23 protein-coding genes and 1 riboswitch are annotated in these 20,823 nt (G+C 34.8%); of the genes, 16 read left to right on the top strand and 7 right to left on the bottom strand.

Going from position 1 to position 20,823, the window contains the following annotated elements; all coding sequences use genetic code 11:
- The first annotated feature begins 38 nt into the window (after positions 1-38).
- Positions 39-728, top strand: coding sequence for a response regulator transcription factor (locus DN394_RS13235; RefSeq protein ID WP_097918238.1), 690 nt, complete (start codon positions 39-41; stop codon positions 726-728).
- Positions 725-2,578 carry a sensor histidine kinase gene (locus tag DN394_RS13240; protein WP_149293861.1) on the top strand — a complete coding sequence of 618 codons (1,854 nt, stop codon included), beginning with the start codon at positions 725-727 and terminating at the stop codon, positions 2,576-2,578. The genes DN394_RS13235 and DN394_RS13240 overlap by 4 nt, the downstream gene beginning before the upstream one ends.
- Before the next feature lie 209 nt (positions 2,579-2,787).
- On the opposite strand, the gene thiT is transcribed toward DN394_RS13240, so the two are convergent.
- Positions 2,788-3,456, bottom strand: coding sequence for an energy-coupled thiamine transporter ThiT (gene thiT / locus DN394_RS13245; RefSeq protein ID WP_149293862.1), 669 nt, complete (start codon positions 3,454-3,456; stop codon positions 2,788-2,790).
- Positions 3,457-3,542: 86 nt separating this feature from the next.
- A riboswitch (TPP riboswitch) is annotated at positions 3,543-3,644 on the bottom strand.
- A 194-nt stretch (positions 3,645-3,838) separates the two neighbouring features.
- Between thiT and DN394_RS13250 the strand changes: the two genes are divergently transcribed.
- Genes DN394_RS13250 through DN394_RS13260 form a run of 3 tightly spaced genes read left to right on the top strand, consistent with a single transcriptional unit; the run spans position 3,839 to position 6,235 of the window.
- The gene (locus DN394_RS13250; protein ID WP_000060512.1) at positions 3,839-4,066 is read left to right on the top strand and encodes a FeoA family protein; all 228 of its coding nucleotides are present in this window, start codon (positions 3,839-3,841) and stop codon (positions 4,064-4,066) included.
- Positions 4,063-6,051, top strand: coding sequence for a ferrous iron transport protein B (gene feoB, locus DN394_RS13255; RefSeq protein ID WP_098849326.1), 1,989 nt, complete (start codon positions 4,063-4,065; stop codon positions 6,049-6,051). The genes DN394_RS13250 and feoB overlap by 4 nt, the downstream gene beginning before the upstream one ends.
- Positions 6,052-6,067: 16 nt before the next feature.
- Entirely contained in the window at positions 6,068-6,235 is a 168-nt protein-coding gene (locus tag DN394_RS13260) for a FeoB-associated Cys-rich membrane protein (RefSeq protein WP_000989597.1), read from the top strand.
- A 37-nt stretch (positions 6,236-6,272) separates the two neighbouring features.
- Here the strand turns inward: DN394_RS13260 and DN394_RS13265 are convergent, their stop codons facing one another.
- Positions 6,273-6,851, bottom strand: a complete 579-nt coding sequence (locus tag DN394_RS13265) for a lipoprotein BA_5634 family protein (RefSeq protein ID WP_046956112.1) — start codon at positions 6,849-6,851, stop codon at positions 6,273-6,275.
- 403 nt (positions 6,852-7,254) lie between these two features.
- Here DN394_RS13265 and DN394_RS13270 point away from each other — a divergent pair, with 403 nt between their 5' ends.
- From DN394_RS13270 to DN394_RS13290, 5 genes are all read left to right on the top strand, one after another.
- Positions 7,255-7,920 (top strand): PspA/IM30 family protein, encoded by a 666-nt coding sequence (locus DN394_RS13270; RefSeq protein WP_000110279.1) that lies wholly within the window; start codon positions 7,255-7,257, stop codon positions 7,918-7,920.
- An 80-nt stretch (positions 7,921-8,000) separates the two neighbouring features.
- Positions 8,001-8,405, top strand: coding sequence for a DUF350 domain-containing protein (locus tag DN394_RS13275; protein WP_000220322.1), 405 nt, complete (start codon positions 8,001-8,003; stop codon positions 8,403-8,405).
- 21 nt (positions 8,406-8,426) lie between these two features.
- The gene (locus DN394_RS13280) at positions 8,427-8,933 is read left to right on the top strand and encodes a DUF4178 domain-containing protein (protein WP_000051749.1); all 507 of its coding nucleotides are present in this window, start codon (positions 8,427-8,429) and stop codon (positions 8,931-8,933) included.
- Between the two features lie 12 nt (positions 8,934-8,945).
- Positions 8,946-9,761 carry a DUF4247 domain-containing protein gene (locus tag DN394_RS13285; RefSeq protein WP_000071179.1) on the top strand — a complete coding sequence of 272 codons (816 nt, stop codon included), beginning with the start codon at positions 8,946-8,948 and terminating at the stop codon, positions 9,759-9,761.
- A 97-nt stretch (positions 9,762-9,858) separates the two neighbouring features.
- Entirely contained in the window at positions 9,859-10,077 is a 219-nt protein-coding gene (locus DN394_RS13290; RefSeq protein ID WP_000180096.1) for a hypothetical protein, read from the top strand.
- A gap of 195 nt (positions 10,078-10,272) precedes the next feature.
- Here the strand turns inward: DN394_RS13290 and DN394_RS13295 are convergent, their stop codons facing one another.
- A complete protein-coding gene (locus DN394_RS13295) occupies positions 10,273-11,145 on the bottom strand; it encodes a YitT family protein (RefSeq protein ID WP_000411242.1) in 873 nt (290 codons plus the stop codon).
- Positions 11,146-11,386: 241 nt separating this feature from the next.
- Here DN394_RS13295 and DN394_RS13300 point away from each other — a divergent pair, with 241 nt between their 5' ends.
- On the top strand, positions 11,387-11,704 hold the full coding sequence (locus tag DN394_RS13300) for a zinc-ribbon domain-containing protein (RefSeq protein WP_097918244.1): 318 nt from the start codon (positions 11,387-11,389) through the stop codon (positions 11,702-11,704).
- 52 nt (positions 11,705-11,756) lie between these two features.
- Here the strand turns inward: DN394_RS13300 and DN394_RS13305 are convergent, their stop codons facing one another.
- A complete protein-coding gene (locus tag DN394_RS13305) occupies positions 11,757-12,794 on the bottom strand; it encodes a YdcF family protein (RefSeq protein WP_149293863.1) in 1,038 nt (345 codons plus the stop codon).
- 709 nt (positions 12,795-13,503) lie between these two features.
- Here DN394_RS13305 and DN394_RS13310 point away from each other — a divergent pair.
- Both DN394_RS13310 and DN394_RS13315 read left to right on the top strand, forming a co-directional pair.
- Complete coding sequence (locus tag DN394_RS13310) at positions 13,504-14,280, top strand: S-layer homology domain-containing protein (protein WP_149293864.1); 777 nt, start codon at positions 13,504-13,506, stop codon at positions 14,278-14,280.
- Between the two features lie 28 nt (positions 14,281-14,308).
- Positions 14,309-14,542 carry a spore germination protein gene (locus DN394_RS13315; RefSeq protein ID WP_002008832.1) on the top strand — a complete coding sequence of 78 codons (234 nt, stop codon included), beginning with the start codon at positions 14,309-14,311 and terminating at the stop codon, positions 14,540-14,542.
- Positions 14,543-14,709: 167 nt separating this feature from the next.
- Here the strand turns inward: DN394_RS13315 and cydB are convergent, their stop codons facing one another.
- Entirely contained in the window at positions 14,710-15,738 is a 1,029-nt protein-coding gene (gene cydB / locus DN394_RS13320) for a cytochrome d ubiquinol oxidase subunit II (RefSeq protein WP_000017651.1), read from the bottom strand.
- Positions 15,728-17,077: a cytochrome ubiquinol oxidase subunit I gene (gene cydA / locus DN394_RS13325; protein WP_046956116.1), complete on the bottom strand. Its 1,350-nt coding sequence runs from the start codon at positions 17,075-17,077 to the stop codon at positions 15,728-15,730. The genes cydB and cydA overlap by 11 nt, the downstream gene beginning before the upstream one ends.
- Positions 17,078-17,967: 890 nt before the next feature.
- Here cydA and DN394_RS13330 point away from each other — a divergent pair.
- Positions 17,968-19,098 carry an RNA-guided endonuclease InsQ/TnpB family protein gene (locus tag DN394_RS13330; RefSeq protein ID WP_149293865.1) on the top strand — a complete coding sequence of 377 codons (1,131 nt, stop codon included), beginning with the start codon at positions 17,968-17,970 and terminating at the stop codon, positions 19,096-19,098.
- A 152-nt stretch (positions 19,099-19,250) separates the two neighbouring features.
- Positions 19,251-19,814: a beta-class carbonic anhydrase gene (locus DN394_RS13335; protein ID WP_000838167.1), complete on the top strand. Its 564-nt coding sequence runs from the start codon at positions 19,251-19,253 to the stop codon at positions 19,812-19,814.
- On the opposite strand, the gene yidD is transcribed toward DN394_RS13335, so the two are convergent.
- Positions 19,811-20,047, bottom strand: coding sequence for a membrane protein insertion efficiency factor YidD (yidD, locus tag DN394_RS13340; RefSeq protein WP_000809334.1), 237 nt, complete (start codon positions 20,045-20,047; stop codon positions 19,811-19,813). The genes DN394_RS13335 and yidD overlap by 4 nt on opposite strands.
- Positions 20,048-20,175: 128 nt before the next feature.
- Between yidD and luxS the strand changes: the two genes are divergently transcribed.
- Positions 20,176-20,649 (top strand): S-ribosylhomocysteine lyase LuxS, encoded by a 474-nt coding sequence (luxS, locus tag DN394_RS13345; RefSeq protein ID WP_001141371.1) that lies wholly within the window; start codon positions 20,176-20,178, stop codon positions 20,647-20,649.
- The last annotated feature ends 174 nt before the right edge of the window (positions 20,650-20,823 follow it).

A 20,823-nucleotide genomic window follows, 5' to 3' on the forward strand; every position in this document is an offset into this window, starting at 1 on the left:
GTTGTAGTTTCTGAAAGCGAGAGGGGGATACATAAGTTATGTCAAAAAACATTTTAATTGTGGAAGATGAAGATATTTTGCGTGAAATTTTAAAAGATTATTTTTTGAGCGAGCAATACGTAGTGTTTGAAGCAAGAGATGGGAAAGAAGCTTTAGTTGTATTTGAGGAAGAAGAGGTTGATTTAGTTATTTTAGATATTATGTTGCCAGAACTTGATGGATGGTCTGTTTGCCGAAGGATTCGTAAAACATCCGAGGTTCCTATTATTATGCTGACGGCACGTGTAGATGAAGATGATACGTTACTTGGATTTGAACTTGGGGCGGATGACTATGTGACGAAGCCGTATAGCCCACCAATTTTATTAGCAAGAGCGAAAAGGCTGTTAGAAAGTAGAAAAGTAACAAAGAAACCTTTAGAGAATGAAGATGATACGTTAGCAATTCATGGCATTCATGTCCATTTTCCGTCACGTACTGTTACTGTTGATGGAGCAAATATTACATTAACACATACAGAGTTTGAAATATTAGTGTATTTCATGAAAAATCAAGGAATTGTCCTAACAAGAGAGCAATTAATTTCAAGAATTTGGGGATATGAGTTTGCTGGAGATGATCGCACAGTGAATAGTCATATTCGTAACTTGCGAAATAAATTAGGAGAGAAAGCAAAGTGCATTACAACTGTAGTACGAACAGGTTATAAATTTGAGGGGAATGTATGAGAAAAGGGATTGTACTAAAATTATTTGCCCTCACAACAGCATTATGTATGTTAATTTTAGTGACGATATTTATTGGGCAAACGATATTTTTTAAACAATATTACGCGAATCGAAAAGTGGAAGATATTAAAGTGAATTTAAATTCCTTTGAGAAGAATTATTTGAACTATGCAGGAAGTGCAGAAGGAATTCAGAAGCTGGAGCAAGACTTTTTAAGAGAAAATAATACGTGGATTACGACATTAGATCAGAACGGGAATTTAAAGCATGCAGATGATTTTTATTTTGAGGTAACGATAGATCGTAGGCAACAGAAGAGTTTTGGACATCAAATATTCAAAATTCCCTTATACAATCTCGTCAATATAGAAGAGATTGATAATAAATCATCAGATCAGTTTCTAGGCCAAGGAATTTCTTTTTCTGGAGTGAAAAAAGAAGATAGTTTTATTCCATTCTCTTTCTCGTTATCTAAGCAGAATTTAAGCGGATCTAATAAACCGTTAGAAAAAGCATTTAAGGAGAAAATGAGTAAATTAGATGAGGAGAAAAAGAAAGCAGCTGAGGAACAAGTAGGTAAGGAAAAGAAGCCGGCTGTTCAGGAGCAAGCTGCCCAAGAACCAGATGTTTACATAGGTGGGTTTGTTACAAAAGTACAGTTTCCAGATGTAAAAGGTCTTGTAAATCCAATTTATAAAAATAGTCTATTCTTAGATAGCATAAAAGAGTTTCAAACGGATGTATTACTAAAAGAAAGTAATCAAATAGAGTATTCAACAAAGACAATGGATTATGAAAAAAACGATATTAAATATAAATTATTAATCAAACCAATGAAGGAAAAAGACGGATCGATAACATATATTTATGCGATGGCTTCTTTACAGCCTGTAGATGAAGCTGTACAAATGGTACAAGATTATTACATATATATCATTGCATTTGTAGTCGTTCTCATTTTTCTAGCTTCGTTCTATTATTCAAAACAAATTGCAAAACCGCTATTAAAAATAAATGATACAACGAAGAAAATAGCGCATTTAGATTTCACAGAAAAAATACCGATTACTTCAAAAGATGAAATTGGTGATTTATCGAAAAATATTAATGCATTATCTAATAAGCTCCATTCGCATATTGGACAGCTAGAACAAGATATTGAAAAGGAAAGAAAGTTAGAAAATACGCGGAAAGAATTTATTTCTGGTGTTTCGCATGAATTAAAAACACCGCTGAGTATTATGAAAAGCTGTATTTCTATTTTAAAAGATGGAGTAGCTGAGCATAAAAAAGAATACTACTTTCAGGCAATGGAACGAGAAGTAGATAAAATGGATACTTTAATTTTGGATATGCTGGAGTTAGCTAAATTTGAGTCAGGTACATATAAAATGAAAAAGGATGTATTTTATATTGATACAGTAATTGAAGATATATGTGAACACCTTTCTGTGGACATAGAGAAAAAAGAACTTCATGTGCATAAAAATATATGTTCATTTGAAGTAGTCGCAAATCAAAATCGGATTGAACAAGTAATCGTGAACTTCATTACGAATGCCATACGTTATACACCGAATACAGAGGATATTATTATTTCTACAATAGATGAGAAGGATCGTATAAAAGTGTGTATTGAAAATAAAGGTACTCACATTGAAGAAGAGCAATTAGATAAAATTTGGGACCGTTTTTATCGCGTGGATGCAGCACGTCATCGTTCACAAGGTGGGACGGGGCTTGGTCTAGCTATTTCTAAAAATATTTTAGAACTGCACGATGCTGAATATGGGGCAGAAAATACAGAAGATGGTGTATTATTTTACTTCTATTTACCGAAAAAGGTGTAGACAATATAATCTACGCTTTTTTTAAGTTATTTTCATATTATCTTTACCTAATCTTTATTTTTAAGGGATATAATCTGGTTAGAAAATGAGGTTATGTAAGGAGTCGATGAACCGTGCATAGCAAGTGGCTAAGTATAATGGTATTTATTTTCTTTTGTGCATTTATTGTATTTTTAATTGATATTACGATATGAAAAAAAGAGCGCTCATTAAGCGCTCTTTTTGTTTGAATTTATTTGATAAGCATTGATGCTTTTGAATAAACGTGGTGAAGTGATAAATAAAAAGATAAGTAAAACGGTACATAAAATAAAAGAACCGAGCATTGTACTGCCGTTTACGATTAATGAATATAACACAGCTGATTGACCTTTCGGTGCATATTGTCCCCAGAAAATAATGCCGGCAATAAAGTGGCAGAAATAGCGAGCAAAGCTACCGATAAATGTAGCAAGGATAATATAAGCAAGGACTTTCTTACCTTTGTTTTGTTTTGATGAAGGTTCATCTTTACGGCTACCTAAATTTGATTGTTCTAAGTTATTTTCATTAGACGTTAAAAGTGCTTTTTGAATTGGACGATAGAATAAGCCAGCAAATCCGATAAAAGCAAAGGCAATGAAGTACTCAATGAATGCTTGAACAGGTGTTAAAATGTAAGCATCTCCTACGACAATTTGTAATAGTCCCCAAACTAAACCACCTAAGAAAGCTGATTTAAAGCCCCAGCGGTAAGCAATAATAAAAATAGGAATCATAGCAAATGAGATGGAACCGCCTGTTGGAAGTTTAATTGATAATGGTAAAATGTCGATGACCAGAGCGAAGGCTGCAAGAATAGCAGATTCGATCATCGCTTGTAAATTGGTGTTACGCATGTTGTCTCCCCCTAAATCCAAGTTGTACAAAAAAGAATAGATATCATAGGAGGATACGAAATACGTAAATAAAAATGAGGTATGTATTTCGGACGTTTGCACAATCCCTGCGTTAGCATTAACTAACAGGTTCGAAGGGTCGGAACGAAGTGTTCCCTCTCAGCGGCATGGCTCCCCCAGTGATAACGAGATTCTTTATTTGCTACTGTTTATTGTAAGCGAAATGGATGAGAATGGCAAATGAATACAGTATGACAATAATTGAAATAGAATTGTAGCGAAATGTTAATAAATATAAAGCAAAAGGGTATAGTACAAGAGAAATTGGGTGTGGTATAATTTTTTTGAAAATAATTATCATTCTCTTCTGAGGGGGAAGGTTATGAGCTTAGTAGATATTAAAATTGGAGAGAAAGTGTTAGTAAAAAGTATTCAGTCTTTAGATCAGCTATTAAAGCGTAGACTAGCTGCTTTCGGTCTAGCGGAAGGAAGCGAACTTCGCCTAAAACAGAAAGCGATGTTTAAAGGTCCTTGTACATTGGAGTGTCGTGGACAGTTAATTAGTATTCGTCATTGTGACGCGAAAATGATAAAGGTGGAATTAGCGTGAATAAGGTAGCTTTGCTAGGGAATCCGAATACAGGGAAGACATCATTATTTAATGCACTTACTGGTTCTTATGAATATGTAGGAAACTGGAGCGGTGTAACAGTAGAAAAGAAGGTTGGTAAATTAAAAGATAAGCAAGGAACATTAATTGATTTACCAGGTGTTTATGATTTAAATCCAGTTTCGCGTGATGAAGGTGTCGTTACGAATTTTCTACTAACAGACGAATTTCATCATATGTTAAATATTGTGGATTCTTCGCAATTTGAACGAAATATGCATTTAACGTTGCAGTTACTTGAATTTGGTAAGCCAGTTTCAATTGGTTTAAATATGGTCGATGTGGCAAAGCAACGAGGCATTGTAATTGATGTAAAACGATTATCAGAGCTATTAGGTGTAACAGTCGTTCCTGTCGTTGCAAGAAGTGGAAAAGGCTGTGAAGAACTACTTGCTACTCTTAAAGAAAATGACAAAAGTGAGAAAAAGCCATTCATTATTTCATATGGTTTACAAATGGATGAAGGAATTGGAGAGGTAATTTCTCTTTTAGAGACAGTGAATTATAAGCATCCGAGATGGTTAGCTCTTCAATTTTTAAGTAATAACGAAGTAGTAGAAAAAGAAATGAAAGCATTACCAATTTATAAGGAACTTGTAGCCATTCGATCTCGCTTAGAAGGAAAACTTGAGTGTACGTTGGAAGAGCATATTTACAAAACTCGTGAAGCGTATATTGAAAAGTTAAAAACAAATGTTATGCAGCATGAGAAAGAAGGAAAAATTCCTTTTTCGGAAAAAATTGATAGATTAATTACACATAAAATTTTAGGACTTCCAATCTTTTTAGCAGTTATGTTTTTTATTTTTCAGGTTACGTTTACGTGGATTGGTACACCTTTATCCGATATGTTAGATGAGTTTTTTGGTGGACAGCTTACGGATTGGGTAACGGCTGGGCTCACAAGTGTTGGAGCTTCTGATTTTATTCAAGCACTCGTTACAGAAGGTATTATTGCCGGTGTTGGTGCGGTATTAGTATTCGTTCCACAAATCTTTGCACTATTCTTTTTCATTTCATTATTAGAAGACTCAGGATATATGGCGCGAATTGCAGTTGTTATGGATAGAATTATGGAGTTCTTCGGTTTAAACGGAAAAGCGTTCATTCCGATGATTATCGGTTTTGGATGTAACGTTCCAGGTATTATGGCAGCGAGAACGATTGAACAAGAAAAAGAACGTTTACTTACAGTTCTTGTAACGCCATTTATGTCTTGTTCAGCACGTTTACCTGTATATGCATTATTTGCGGGAGTATTCTTCCCTCATAGTCAGGCAACTGTTGTATTTTCTTTATATGTTGCAGGTATTGTTCTTGCATTACTCGTTACAAAAATTATGTCGCTTACTATTTTAAAAGCGGAAAAATCTATTTTCGTTATTGAACTACCGCCTTACCGTGTGCCACAAGTGAAAACGTTATGGCTGAGCACATGGGAGAAAGGAAAAGGATTTGTTCGTAAAGCAGGTACATTCATCTTTGGTGGTTCTGTTGTCATTTGGTTATTAAACTATGCAGGTCCATCAGGGTTTGGTGTTGATATGGGAGACAGTTACTTAGCGATGATTGGTGGATTTATCGCACCACTATTTGCACCGCTTGGCTTTGGAACGTGGCAAGCTGCGGCATCTCTTTTAACAGGATTTTTAGCGAAAGAAGTTGTCGTTTCTACAATGGCAATTATTTATGCGGTGAAAGAAGATGTGTTAGGAAATGTAATGGGAGCACATTATACTGCATTATCAGCATATGCATTTATGTTCTTTATTTTATTATATGTTCCGTGTTTAGCGACAGTAGCTGTTATTAAACGTGAAACAGGATCAGCGAAGTGGACGATTTTCTCAGTCGTGTATCCACTCGTAGTTGCTTATGTATTAACGCTCATTATATACCAAGTTGGATCCTTACTCGGATTCTAGAAGGAGATGTATTGTGATGATGGTCAATATTATAATTGGAGCTATCATTTTTGGTTATGCAGCATACACGTTAGTTAATTTTGTAAAGAGAAGTAAAAAGGGAAAATGCGCAGCATGTTCTTTAAATAAATCGTGTCAGTCGCAAACTTGTAGTCCGGATATGGAGCAAATCGCTCACAAATAGCAAAAAAGCTTTGCGAATTTCGCAAAGCTTTTTTGTTTTACTTTTTAATTTTTACAAGTTGTGATGATTCTACACCATTTTTTCCAGGGAATTCTTTACTTGGGTCTTTATCGAATTTTAATACCCCGACAGATTTTTCATCGCCTTTTACATTTACGTAAGTTGCATCATCAACAATCGCGAACATGTCGGCATATGCACGGCCACTTCCGATAATTGTATTGCCTTCGTATTTTAATTTTGCCCCATCAAGTGTAGCATTTTCTACTTTTTCTTTAGCAAATAATACACCTTGCTCAGCTGTTACAGCTGGTAATTTATCAAGTGGTTTCGTGTCGTCTTTTTCATCCACTTTGCTAAGTAACTCTTTCTTTACTAGTTCTTCACCAGTTTTTTTATCCATGACAAGAACTTTTTTCCCTTCTAATGTTGTCATTTTCATTTTATAGAAGTCTTTTTCTTTCACTTCTTTTTTATTTTTATCTGCAATTTGTGTTACTTGATCTTCTGTTCCATACAGTACAAAACCGTTTGCTTTCTCTCCTAATAAAGAACAACCTGATAATGCTCCGAATGAAATTGCTGCTGCTAATCCGATTCCTACTAATTTTTTCATGATGATTTCTCCTTTTATATGTTTTATAGTAAATACATTTTTTGTATTAGTTCTGAAATGATGAGAAGCTTGTTTGTCGCTTCTGGTATTAGTGTATAAGAAATATGGAAACGTAACTATCGAGTTAGCTTACAGTAACATTACAATAGTGTAATTTAGTGAAATTGCATAAAAATAAGTCAATTTTGAAGAGGGTTAATGAGAATATATTAGGAATACAATGTTTTATCTGGAATGTCATATTATATTGGCTGTATTTTGGAAATAACATGTAAGGACATATTAGTTTTGTTATAATAAACACATAGGCTGTAAAAATGAATATTCTTTACTGTAAAGGGAGATTTTTCAGTTTTCCAAGTAGTGAATTTGAAATATGAGGTATATCATAGGAGGAATTTGGATGTCTGTATTTAAGCGATTAAGAGATTTAACAATGTCGAATGTGTATTCAATAATTGAAAAAGCGGAAGATCCAGTTAAGATGACGGATCAATATTTACGCGATATGCAAGCGGATGTACAAGAAGCTGAGAAAAGTGTAGCAGCTCAAATTGCACTTGAGAAGAAATTCAAAATATTATTTGAAGAGCAAGAAGCACTTGTGAAAAAACGTGAAGAGCAAGCTCATATGGCTGTTCAAGCAAGCAATCTTGACCTTGCGCGTCGTGCTCTTGAAGAAAAACAAAATGCAGAGCAAAAGATGAATGAATATAAAGCAAGCTATGAGCAAAACAAAGCTGCTGCTGATAATCTTCGCCTGAAGTTAGAAGAAATGCGTAAGCAATTAACAGAGCTGAAAAATAAACGTGAAACACTTGTAGCACGTGTAAATGCGGCGAAAGCACAAAAGAATATTAATCAGGCAATGTCTGGATTTGATTCGAATTCAGCGAAAGCTGGTTTAAGCCGTATGGAAGAGAAAGCTCTTCAATTAGAGGCTGAAGCAGAAGCAAGCGGTGAAGTGTACAAAAAAGAAAAATCATTAGATGATGAATTCGCAAGCTTAAACAAAAATTCTGCTGTTGACGATGAATTAGCTCGTATTATGAAGCAGTATGAGAAATAATATAGAATAGAGACAAATGAACCGACATGTCTAAACAAATTCATGTCGGTTTTCTATTACTTTTTAGAGGAGGTTTTGCAATGACATGGACAAATGTGTTAGCCATGCTTGTATGGACTGGAGCAAGTGCAGTACTTTTATTTGCAATTATGTGGGTTGATTCAATTTTTACTAAATACAATGATTTAAAAGAAATAAAGAATGGGAATACAGCTGTAACAACGCGTTTCGTTATGAAATTATTCGCGCAAGGGTACATTTTATCTCAATCTATAACGAAAGCAAACGACTTATGGCAAGCACTACTTGCATCAGCAGTTTCTTTCGTTATTTTATTAGTGGTAGAAATGTTTATCGAATTTGTGTTAAAGAAAATGGCTGGTTTAGATTTAGAAGAAGGTACGAAAGAAGGCAGTGTTGCACACGCGATGTTGGCCGGATCATTACATATCGTTGGTGCACTTATTTTAGGTGCTTGTTTATAAAGAGAGAAGGAGGGGTAAATCATGAGTTTATTTAAACGAATTAAAAATATAATGAAGAGCCCAGAGCCGCCGAAACCAGAGAAAAGTTTGTTAACGTTAGCTCCTGGCGATATGATTGAAGTTTCATTAGTCATGTACGAATTAACTGGGAAAACGAGTATGCATTCTCGTAAAGAAATTGTTTTAACACTGCAAGACGGGAAAGATATTCGTTATTTAAAAATTGAAGACCGTGAAAATACGTATTACAAATTATATACCCCCATTGATGGTCGCTTAGATTCGATTGATGAAATTCCGACGACAATTGAAATGGATGATACAGAGTACCATATGGAAGAGCAATATAACGGACGTGTTGTTGTGATGGGGAAAACACCATTCTCTGCTTCAGAGGAACAGCATGTATGGGAATTCCAATCAGATAACCGAAAATTATTGCGTATTGAATGGCAAAATGGTCGCACAATGATGTATGAGGGAGAAGCAATTATTCCTGCTGATGTACAAATTATAAGAGCAACGTAAGGGGGCGTAATCATGTCAAACCGATTGTTTACCATGATTAAATCGTTCGTGATCCCTATATTTGCTATCGTTCTATTACTTGTTGTTGCTGGATATGCCTTATCAGGTTGTCAGGGCGGGCAGACAAAGTCGATTCAAGACCGTTATCCACTTGAATCTGTCGCAAAGGAAGGTAAACAAGAATCTTACGTGTATAGGGCCGCCAATCGGTCAGTTCCTGAAGTCGCAAAGGAACTCATTAATGAAAGAGAACCGAAGCAAGCATCTAAAGAAGACGAAAATCAAATGTTCCTCGTTTATTCTGATAAGATTTATAACCTGCAAAAGGATAAAGAGAAACCTTCTGATACGTTAATTGAAATAAGTAATAAAGAATTTGTCCGTCAAAATTACCAACCATCCTTCCTGCAAGGATATATTATGGGAAGTATATTAAACGATATATTCGGTTCACGAAAATCATCATACGGTGATTATCGCGGATATAATGACAGACAAAATCATAAACCGGTTATTCCAGAAAGACCGCCTACGAAAGAAGAAAAGAAAACCCCGCCTCCAATTACGAAGGAAGGGAAAGGATCTATCATTAAGCGAGGCGATAATGTAGATTCGAAACCTTCCGTAGGAGATACAGGAAGTATTACGAAAAAAGGAAGTAGTACGCCTCCGCCTTCTACTGGAAGCAAAGGAAAAATTACAAAAACACCAGGTGGCTCGAGCGGATCAGATGTGAAGCCGAAATCTTCTATTAAAACGCCGCCAAGGAATACATCTCCTCCGAAAACGAGGGTCGGTGGTTCAGGAAAAATTACGAAGAGAAGATAGTTATAGAGACCGAAAAGTGGAAGTTGCTTTTCGGTCTTTTTATTGTGGAAATTAATTCCTTGTAGCTGGTACAATTAATGTATAAGGAGGGATTAGTATGACTATGTATAAAAGATTTAGTGTAATTATGTTCCTCGTCTTATTTCTCAGTTTGTTTATTAGCACAACGATGAAATTCCACTTTGTAGTAGGTATTCTATGGATACTATGTACATGTACTCTTTTTCTATATGTTCCGCTTCGTTTTCAACAAGAAGTGCCCGCCTTTCAAAAATACGTAGCATGGATTAAGAGAGGAAGAAGATGGGGAGAGTAAAAATATATCCGCGATTATTAGAATATATCGACCGCAACTCCAAATATATCCGCGATTATCGGGGTATATCGATCGTAACTCCAAACATATCAGCGATTATTGAAATATATCGACTTACCGACAAAAACTGACAACGGTAGTATAATAAAAAGAGGGTGTGCCAAATTGTTGGCACACCCTCTTTATTCATAATGATTAATGAATATCGCGTTTCTTAAAGTTACCGCCTTTTACTTCTGCTACGTCATAAACAGTAATAAAGGCATTTGGATCGATTTCATTAATCAAGTCTTTCATTTTACTTTCTTCTAAACGGTTAATTACACAAGAAATTTCTTTAAATTTTTCTCTTGAATAACCACCGTATACTTCGTTATACGTTGCGCTTCGGCCTAAACGATCACGAATTGTTTCTACCATTAATTCAGGTTCTTTCGTGATGATTTTAAATGTTTTCGAACCACTTAAACCAACTTCAACGATATGAATGACTTTCGAAGCGATAAAGTAAGCAATTGCCGAAAGGATAGCTCCTTGAAGACCGAATACTGTTGATACGAAAATAAATACGAACATGTTTAAGAATAAAATAAGGTCACTTGTTCCAAAAGGTAACTTACGAGAAAGTAATACAGCTAGCATATCGATTCCATCTAATGCGCCGCCGTTACGTAATGCTAGTCCCATACCGAAACCGATAATAATACCACCAACAACTGTAACGAGTAGTGTATCGCCTTCAATAATAGTAGGTATTCCGTGCATAACAACGGTACCTATTGCTAATGAAGCAATCCCGATAATAGAATAAATTGCAAAGCTTTTACCTATTTGTTTATATCCTAACCAAACGAAAGGAATGTTAATAACTGCGATTAGAGCTCCTAATGGTAATCCAAATAATCTTGAACTAACGATACTTAAACCAGTCACACCACCGTCTGATACGTTATTTGGAATTAATACCGCTTCTAATCCGTATGCTGTGATAAATGCCCCAATAATAATCATCAAAGCTTTTGAAGCGATTTTTAGCTTATTGGGCTTGTTTTTGATAATTTTCTCCATGTAATTTCCTCGTTTCAAACTAGTTTCTTATTTGTTACGTAATTCACACCTAAATTTCATTTTAACATTTAATTTGAAAAATTTCTCCTTTAATGGATGTATGCAGGGAATATTATCACCATATTATTATTTTAAATACACCTGTAGATGATTAGTGAGTGGGCATAATTCTGATATAAAAAAGTAGAATGAACAGTATAAATATGTACAGTTAGGGCGTTCATATTAGGGAGGGGATTCTGTGAGATACTGTACGAAATGTGGGAATGAAACTAACGAGGAGAATAAGTTTTGTGGACAGTGTGGAGAGAGTCTTAATTATGAAAAAGTAGTAGCCAGCAATCTAAATAATGATATAGAGGTTTTTTCATTAGTTGGCTTCATAACAGGACTGATATCTTGGTTTATTAACTTATGGGGGCTTATTGGTACGATAGCTATTGTCTTTTCTATCTTAGGATTAAATAAAAAAGTAACAGGTACAAGTAAAGTGTTTGCTATTATTGGGATCGTTTCTGGAGTTATTAATGTCTTGTATGCATTTATGTTAATTGTTTAACTATAAAAAAACCTGACCTTCTTTTATGAAAGAAGGTCAGGTTTTTTAGCTATTAAGAGAATATAAAACTAAGTACTGATACAAATAAAGAGAATCCTAAAATAGCTCCGCAAACTTTCATATGACGTTTACGCCCCATCACAACAATTGCGACATACTCACGAATCATTGCATTAGGCCAGTAATAAAATGCAGTTTTTGATCCGATTCCTTGGCTATTAAGACCGGCTTGCCTTGCGTATATGCCAGCACGGAAAAGGTGGAAATTATTTGTTGTAAAAATACTTCTATACTTACCTTCAGGTTTTAAAGAATCCATAATTTCTTTAGAGAACAACATATTTTGATATGTGTTTACAGAGCGATTTTCTTGCACTGTATGTTCAAGCGGAATACCTTTTTCAACAGCATACTTTTGCATCGCTTCTGCTTCAGGAAGACCTTCATCTGGACCCTGTCCACCAGAGAATATAATTGTTGGTGGTGTATTCACAGCGGCCTGTTTCCAGTAAAAGTCGATTGCTTTATTAATACGACTTGCAAGTAAAGGTGGTACTTTATCATTAATTAAGCCACTACCAAGAACGATGATGAAATCTTGATTACGTCTTGGTCTGTTGAATTGGTATAGAAAATAAGCACTTAAAAAGTTAGATAAGTGTATAAAGAAATATACGGTTATAAGGGAAATACCTGCAAAAATAGGCTCTAAATGTGATGAGACCAAACTTGCTGGATTTATGATAGGAAGTAACATAAAGAATAATATCCCTAAAGCAGCAAGGAGTGTTAAACAGTTAGTGAAACGTCGTCCTTCTCGCTTCATTAAAATTCTAGCATTAAGAAATAACCCAAACATTAAGGCAATAATACCGAAAGGAAGCATAATGAGAAGTGCTAAAATAGGTAAAATTATAATATAGCGTAAGACATCACTATTTGAATTCACAGATATAATTACACAAAAAAGAAGGAAAAAACAGATAAAGGTATTAAATAAAAAGCCGTTTATTATTTTTCGTGGATCTTTTAAATAGGAGATAAGAAAAATAATAAACAATATAAGAGGAATAATTCCGAAATACAGCATAAATATAGTACACCTCGACTTGTATAAGAATTTGACATACCTTTTATATTACATGATTTTATAAGTGAAAATGAAAGAAAAAGGATTTTGAATTTTCTCAATAAAATGCATGGATACATATGTTACAATATATTCAAAGCGATATATTAAAGGTAAAATGGTTGAAGAGGCATTCTATGGAGTGTCTTTTCTTTTTGGTATGTAATTATGCATATTATATTTATTTTTAAATGAAGAGGATTAAAATATAAGTGGTAGGCAGACTATATAAAGCAGAATTTAATACAAACATTTCCCTCTACTTTTTGTATCTAACAATCGTATAACAATAAATAATTCTGTTTTATAGTGTTTGTTTATGAAGGTGTCTTCTCTGAAGGCGCCTTTTTGTTGTTTAGTATAGATCGTTTTTACTGTTTGCATAGTGGAAAATATCTATACTAAACATTAGCAATCTTCCGTATAAAGATTATCAATTTACTATATATTCCAGTGATGTTAACCTACATATGAAAGGCTTTCTTTTTCAAAATATTACCCCTAATAAATTTTTGAAGAAGTCAACTGTCTCCAGACTTGCCATTCATGCTTAGCAAAAAAGAATCCAATTGGATTCTTTTTTGTGTTCGACATAATGTGACAAAAATATATTTAATTAATTTATTATATTGTTATAAGGTTATTATAGTAAAGAGAAGGAGACTTAAGTATGGGATTTAAAAAATTAATTTTAACAGGTGCAATTGTTGCAACTACAGCATTTACTTCAATTGGAACAGCGCAAGCAAGCGCAGATTTTAAAGATGTTCCTAACAATCATTGGTCTTATAAAGCAATTTTAGATTTAACAAGTAAAAATATTGTTAGTGGGTACGGAAATGGAATTTTTGGGTTTGGTGATGATGCGACTCGTGAGCAAGTTGCTAGACTTATGTATCTTCAGCTAAAGCCGGAATCGAAAGAGAATTACAATAATCCGTATAATGATATTAATGATCATTCAACAAATTTTAAAAAGGAAATTTTAGCATTAATAGAAATGGGGATTTTTGCAGGGGATGAAAAAGGAAACTTTAGACCAAAAGCTTCTTTGACTCGTGAAGAAATGGCTCAAGTATTAACAAATGCATATAAATTAGTGGCAAAATCAGAGCATACATTTGTAGATGTAGATAGAAAATCATGGTCGAATAAAGCGATTAGCGCTGTGCAATCTAATAAAATTTCCGCGGGAACAGGCGATAATATGTTTTCACCTAAGATGAATGTGACTCGTGAACAATATGTACAGTTCTTGTATAATGCGAGATTATCATATGAGGAAAGACCAGGAGCAAATCAAGAGCCAAAGCGCTTTGCTAATTGTAAAGAAGCAAACGATGCTGGATTTTATGATATTACAAGAGATAGTCCGTACTATGGTAAGCATTTAGATCGTGATGGCGATGGAATTGCTTTTTCTTATGGAAACATGCTATTTTTTTAGGCGCTTTTCATAAGATAAAAGTAAGGAAATGAAAGTAGGTGACAAAATGCCGTCAGTTGTGGAAGGCGTTATTATTGAAAACTGTAACGGAACGATTAATTTAGGAGATAAATATAACGTGCAGCCGATTGAAAAAACGAAAGCTTATAATGGATCAGGATCATCGAATACAGGAATAAAGGTACAAACATTTAGTGGTATTAGTACAGCAGATGTAATGGATAGCGATGTGTATGATCAAGTCATTCAATCCACGTTATAATTTTTATATGCAAAATTGCATAAAGTAACATGTTTGTTGTGTGTTACACTTTAGCTGTGAGCTGTTCATGATTCTTCTTTATTATAGTTGTTAGATTAGAAATATAACATCTTATCGAAAATCATACGTACAAAAAAGACACTTCAAACGAAGTGTCTTTTTTTATTTTAGTGATACCCTTTAGCAGAGTCTTTATGAATTTTATTTTTAAAGATACTGTAGCTCCAAAGTTGATATCCAATAACAATTGGCACCATAACCATTGCAACGAAGAACATAATTTTTAAGTTTAATTGACTACCAGCTGCGTTATATAGCGTTGTACTATAAGCATCGTTAATACGAGATGGTAACATTCTTGGGAACATACCTGCAAATCCAGTTGTCATAAACATTGCGATTGTTAAGCAAACGAATGTGAATGAGAGACCTATTTTATGTTTGTACACCATAATAAGTGCGAGTACACTCATTAACATGGCAAGTACCGGAAGAATGAATAGTACCGGATATTCTGTGAAGTTTTGGAATAAATTTGTACGATTTGCAGTTGCTACATAGAAAATAGCTAAAATGATAGCAGCTGCCATTGAAAATGGTCTTGCGATTTTATAAGCGCGATCAGATACTTCACCAGTCGTTTTAATCATAACCCAAAGGGCGCCAGATACGACGAATATAGCAGTGAAGAACAGGCCACCTAAAATACCATAATGATTTAGTAAGCTGAGTAAATTTCCTTCATAGCCATTTTTTCCGATTTGTAGTCCGTAATAAAGGTTAGCAAATGTAACACCGAATAAGAAGGCGATTAGGAAACTACCAATTGTAAATGCCCATTTACAAGTTTTTTGCCAAATTGGTGAATCGTCTTTATGCATAAATTCAAGTCCAGCAGCACGAGCAAACAGTGCGAGTAATACTAAAAATAGTGGTGTATATAAATAACTAAACATATTTGCATATGTGACTGGGAAGGCAGCAAATGTTGCGCCACCAGCTGTAATTAACCATACTTCATTACCACCCCAGAATGGGCCGATTGCTTCTTGTAATTGATTTCGTTCTTGTCGGTCTTTCGCAACGAAAGGAAAAATCATTCCGTTACCAAGTGCATACCCATCAAGAATGAAGTAAACTGTCCAAATCACGCCCCATAAACCAAACCAGATGATTGCAAGCATATCATGAGACATGAGCTGCACCTCCCTCAGTAGCAGGTTCTTCTAATGCTGCTGGTCCTTTTTTCGCGAACTTTAGCATTAAGTATACATCTGCAATTAAAAGTAATGTGTAGAACAAGATTAAACTAATTAATGAAAACCAAATTTGTGGAACAGATATAGGTGATACAGATTCTGCTGTACGCATTAGTTTATAAACTGTCCATGGTTGACGACCTACTTCGGCAACAATCCAACCAGCGTTAATTGCGATATATGGTAGTAAGACAGACCATATTGTAATTTTTAAATAACGTTTTGAGTTTTCTAGTTTTCCTTTTCGATTTAAGTAGAAACCGTACCAAGTTAATGCCATAAAGAACATACCAAGTGCAACCATTAAGCGGAAGCTATAGTACACGAGGTTAACATTTGGACGTTCATCTTTCGGGATATCTTTTAAACCAACAATTTCGCCATCAAATGAGTTTGTATAGAAGAAACTTCCTAGTTTCGGAATAGTAAGGAATTCAAAGTTCTTTTCGTTTTTTACATCAGGAATTTGAACAATCGAAAAGCCTTGTCCTTTTCCAGTTTCCCAAACAGCTTCCATCGCAGCACCTTTTGCTGGTTGATACTTAGCTGCTGATACACCAGACTGATGCCCCATAAACGGTGTAACAGTTGCAGCGAATAAACCTAACATTAAGCCAAACTTAAATGATTTTTTGAAGAACTCCACTTCATTTTTACGTAATAAATGATAAGCACTAATTGCCATAACGAAGAAAGCACCAACAATATAACAACCAATTACAGTATGGAAGAACATGTTCCAAGCATATGGATTTGTCACAAGTGCCCAGAAATCATTTAGTTCAGCGCGGCCGTTACGTACGACGTAGCCAACAGGGTTTTGCATAAAACCGTTTGCTGTAATAATCCAAAGGGCGGAAATATTTGTTCCAAGTGCAACCATCCACATACAGAAGGCACGGAACTTTGGTGAAATTTTGTCTTTACCGAATAACCATATCCCCATGAAAGTAGATTCTAAGAAGAAGGCAACGAGTGCTTCGATTGCGAGAGGTGATCCAAAAATATCTCCCATATATTTGGAGTACTCAGACCAGTTTGTTCCAAATTGGAACTCCATCGTAATCCCGGTTATAATCCCCATTACGAAGTTAATTGTAAATAATTTACCCCAGAAATTTGCCATTTTGCGGTATGTTGGATTCAATGTGCGGGCGTATTGAGTTTCCATACATGCCACTAAAATAACAAGTCCGATTGTCAAAGGTACAAATAAAAAGTGATAAAAAATAGTAATTGCAAATTGAAAACGACTCAGTAACAGAACGTCGGACATAATGAATATTCACTCCTTTTTTACATTATCTACAATCAGTTTATAGTGAAAATACGTTTTAAATAGGGAGGACTTGTTACAAAGGTGTGTGTATATTTTGAAAGAATTATGTCAGTTATCTGAAAATATCTTATTTTTACTATAAAGCAATATCCTTTTTGAGTTTTTTAAATTTTGGTACACTATATAAGTAATGTAAATGAGAGAAAAGAGGGTAACTAACTGTTACGATTTATTTAACCAATTATAACTAATGTTAATTAAATATATCAGTAAGCCCTGCTAGTCAAGTGATTGGCTAGTAGTGAGGGTTAACTGCGGGCAATCCCTAAAGCTGATTGAACTACAACGTGGCTAGAAATAGCGAGCGTGAATGTTGCGAAAGCAGAAAAAATCAATCAGATGGTGCAAGGTTAAATCCTAAACACTAGAACAATGGGTCTTCCGCCTCGAATCATCTAAGTCAAAATGGATAAGATGAACGTTCAACGACTATCTCGTGTAACTGACGAGAGTACATCACAAGCCTATGGTGATGGAAAAATCCTCTATCTCTAAAGAGATAAACATATAGTCTGCGCTCATGTGAAAACATGAGAAGTTCATAAGAGAACTGGCTAAGGAATTGCGCCCTTAGTTGAACGAGATACATTTAATTAAATCTATCAAACCTCATTGAATCTATCGAACGTATGTGCTATTTTAGATTCAATGAGGTAAGAATAATAATGAAATTTTTACGAGTTAGTCAAGTATCAGAATTAACAGGTTTGCATCCGAGTAGTCTCAGGAGAATGCTGGTGGAACACGCTACTATTCAGAAGAACAAATCTTTCATTATTTGAAAGGTGAGTGCCTGAATAATCGCACAGTAAAGGAGTAGACTTCTGATGATATTGGCGAAGAAAGTTAGACTAATCCCAACGCCTGAACAAGAAAAAGTGCTTAGAAACCATGCTGGTGCTGCAAGATTCGCTTATAACTATTGTAAAAGAATGAGTGATAGATACTATAAGCTATTTGGGAAATCTGTTTCACAGTTAGCTTTACAGAAACGATTTACAAAGATCAAGAAGCGAAAGAGATATGAGTGGTTAAAAGACATTAATGCACAAGTTCCTAAACAGGCTTCAAAAGATTTTGATACGGCGAGGAAACATTCGTTCAAAAAGTACAAAAATGGTTCTCACACTTCTTATAAATCCAAAAAAGATTTAATCCAAGGATTTTATGCCAATTATGAAAGACTGATTATAGGAAAGAAAGTAGTTTATATTCAGTCTATTGGAGAAGTGAAAACAAGCCAACAACTACCACGAAACAAAAAACCATCCAATCCAAGAGTTACCTTTGATGGTCGTCACTGGTGGATGAGTGTAGGGTTCCAAGAAAACTTTGAATCCCAAGAACTAACCAATGAGTCGATTGGTGTGGATGTTGGTTTAAAAGAGCTGTTTGTAGCTTCTAATGGTACGAAAGAACGAAATATAAACAAAGATGCCAAGGTTAAAAAACTTTTGAGAAGGAAAAAGTCAGCGCAAAGAGATATGTCTAGGAGATTTAAAAAAGGTGTAAAAATTCAGTCTGCCGGATATGAAAAAGCGAAAACGGAGCACCTGCGGTTATCTAGGAAAATTACGAATATCCGAAATAACCATATCCATCAAGCAACAGCTAAATTGGTGAAAACCAAACCAATGAGGATTGTTGTGGAAGACTTATCTATCTCAAACCTGTTAAAAAACAAAAAACTATCGAAAGCATTTTCATTTCAAAAATTAAACTTCTTCTTTCAATGTTTATCATACAAGTGCGAGAAGTATGGCATTGAGTATGTAAAAGCTGATAAATGGTTCGCCTCAAGCCAGATTTGTTCATGTTGTGGAGTTAAATACGACCATTCAGTTCAACCAGAAGGACAGTGGAGTTTAAAAATACGTGAGTGGCGTTGTGTTCCATGCAATAGCCATCACGATAGGGATGTAAATGCGTCGATAAATTTATCAAGATGGGTAAAATAAAAGCTTGATAATAGGAGGTAACGATACTGCCTCGTGTGGAGTGTTATACCCCTCGTCCCTTCGGGGTTGCGAGAACACGATGAAGCACTAACTTGTGTAAATTTGATTGAATTGTATAGATTTAGTTAAGTTTATCGTATCGGTTCTTTACTATGAAGTCATTAGAAGAGATTTTACAATACAATGAAAAATTCGTTGAAGAAAAAAAATACGAAGAGTACGAAACAGGTAAATTTCCAAACAAAAAGATGGTAATTATCTCTTGTATGGATACTCGTCTTGTTGAATTATTACCGAAAGCGATGAATATGCGTAACGGTGATGTGAAAATTATTAAAGTAGCAGGCGCTGTTATTTCACATCCGTTTGGAAGTATTATGCGTAGTATTTTAGTTGCTGTATATGAACTTGGTGCTGATGAAGTTTGTGTAGTTGGTCACCACGATTGTGGTATGGCAAAAATTCAAGCAAGCAGTACAATTGAGAAGATGAAAGAGCGCGGTATAACAGAAGAGAAATTAGATACACTTCGTTATTCTGGAATCGATTTAGAAAGATTCCTACAAGGATTCTCTAGTGTAGAAGAAAGTGTAGAACATAGCGTATCAATACTTCGCAACCATCCATTACTTCCTGAAGAAGTACCTGTTCACGGTCTTGTTATAGATCCTGACACAGGAAAATTAGATTTAGTTGTGAATGGTTACGACAATTAAGAATTTACTTTGTCATCCTTTTTATCTGGGACAGGATCAAATCCTCCCGGGTGGAAAGGGTGACATTTTAATATACGCTTACATGTAAGCCAAAATCCTTTCAGAGCACCATGTTTTTGAAATGCTTCTAAACCATAATGAGAGCAAGTTGGGTAAAAGCGGCAAGTTGGTGGTGTCATCGGAGAAATGAATTTTTGATAAAAGCGTATAATCCCAATAAAAATCTGTTTCATAATGGTCTCCTTTTCAGCATAGTCTTAAAGTATTATAGCACGACTGTACATAATACTTTACTAATGTTGATTTCCGTTATATCATATTGGATATAACGGAATTAAATTAAAAGCGGGAGAGATGTTGTATGCCATCAGTAGAAAGCTTTGAATTAGATCATACGATTGTAAAGGCGCCTTATGTAAGACATTGCGGAGTTCACAACGTAGGTAGTGACGGTATTGTAAATAAATTTGATATTCGTTTTTGCCAACCGAATAAACAAGCAATGAAACCAGATGTTATTCATACGTTAGAACATTTATTAGCATTTAATTTACGTAAATATATTGATCGTTATCCGCACTTTGATATTATCGATATTTCACCAATGGGCTGCCAAACAGGATATTATCTTGTAGTAAGCGGAACACCAACGGTTCGAGAAATCATTGATTTATTAGAACTAACATTAAAAGATGCGGTTCAAATTACAGAAATTCCAGCTGCAAATGAAACGCAGTGTGGTCAAGCGAAGCTTCACGATTTAGAAGGAGCACAACGCTTAATGAACTTCTGGTTAAGCCAAGATAAAGATGAACTTGAGAAAGTATTTGGATAAAGAAAAACTGCCTGTGAAAGGGCAGTTTTTTTTGTAACACGATGATAAATAAAATTATATCGACGATTTTTCGAATATATCGAACGCAACTTGAAATATATCAACGATTTTTTTAATATATCAACGTTTCGACACTGGATATCGACTTACCGACAAAAACTGACAATAGTATGA

It is taken from the genome of Bacillus sp. BB081 (genome assembly GCF_008368895.1).
GTDB lineage: Bacteria > Bacillota > Bacilli > Bacillales > Bacillaceae_G > Bacillus_A > Bacillus_A wiedmannii.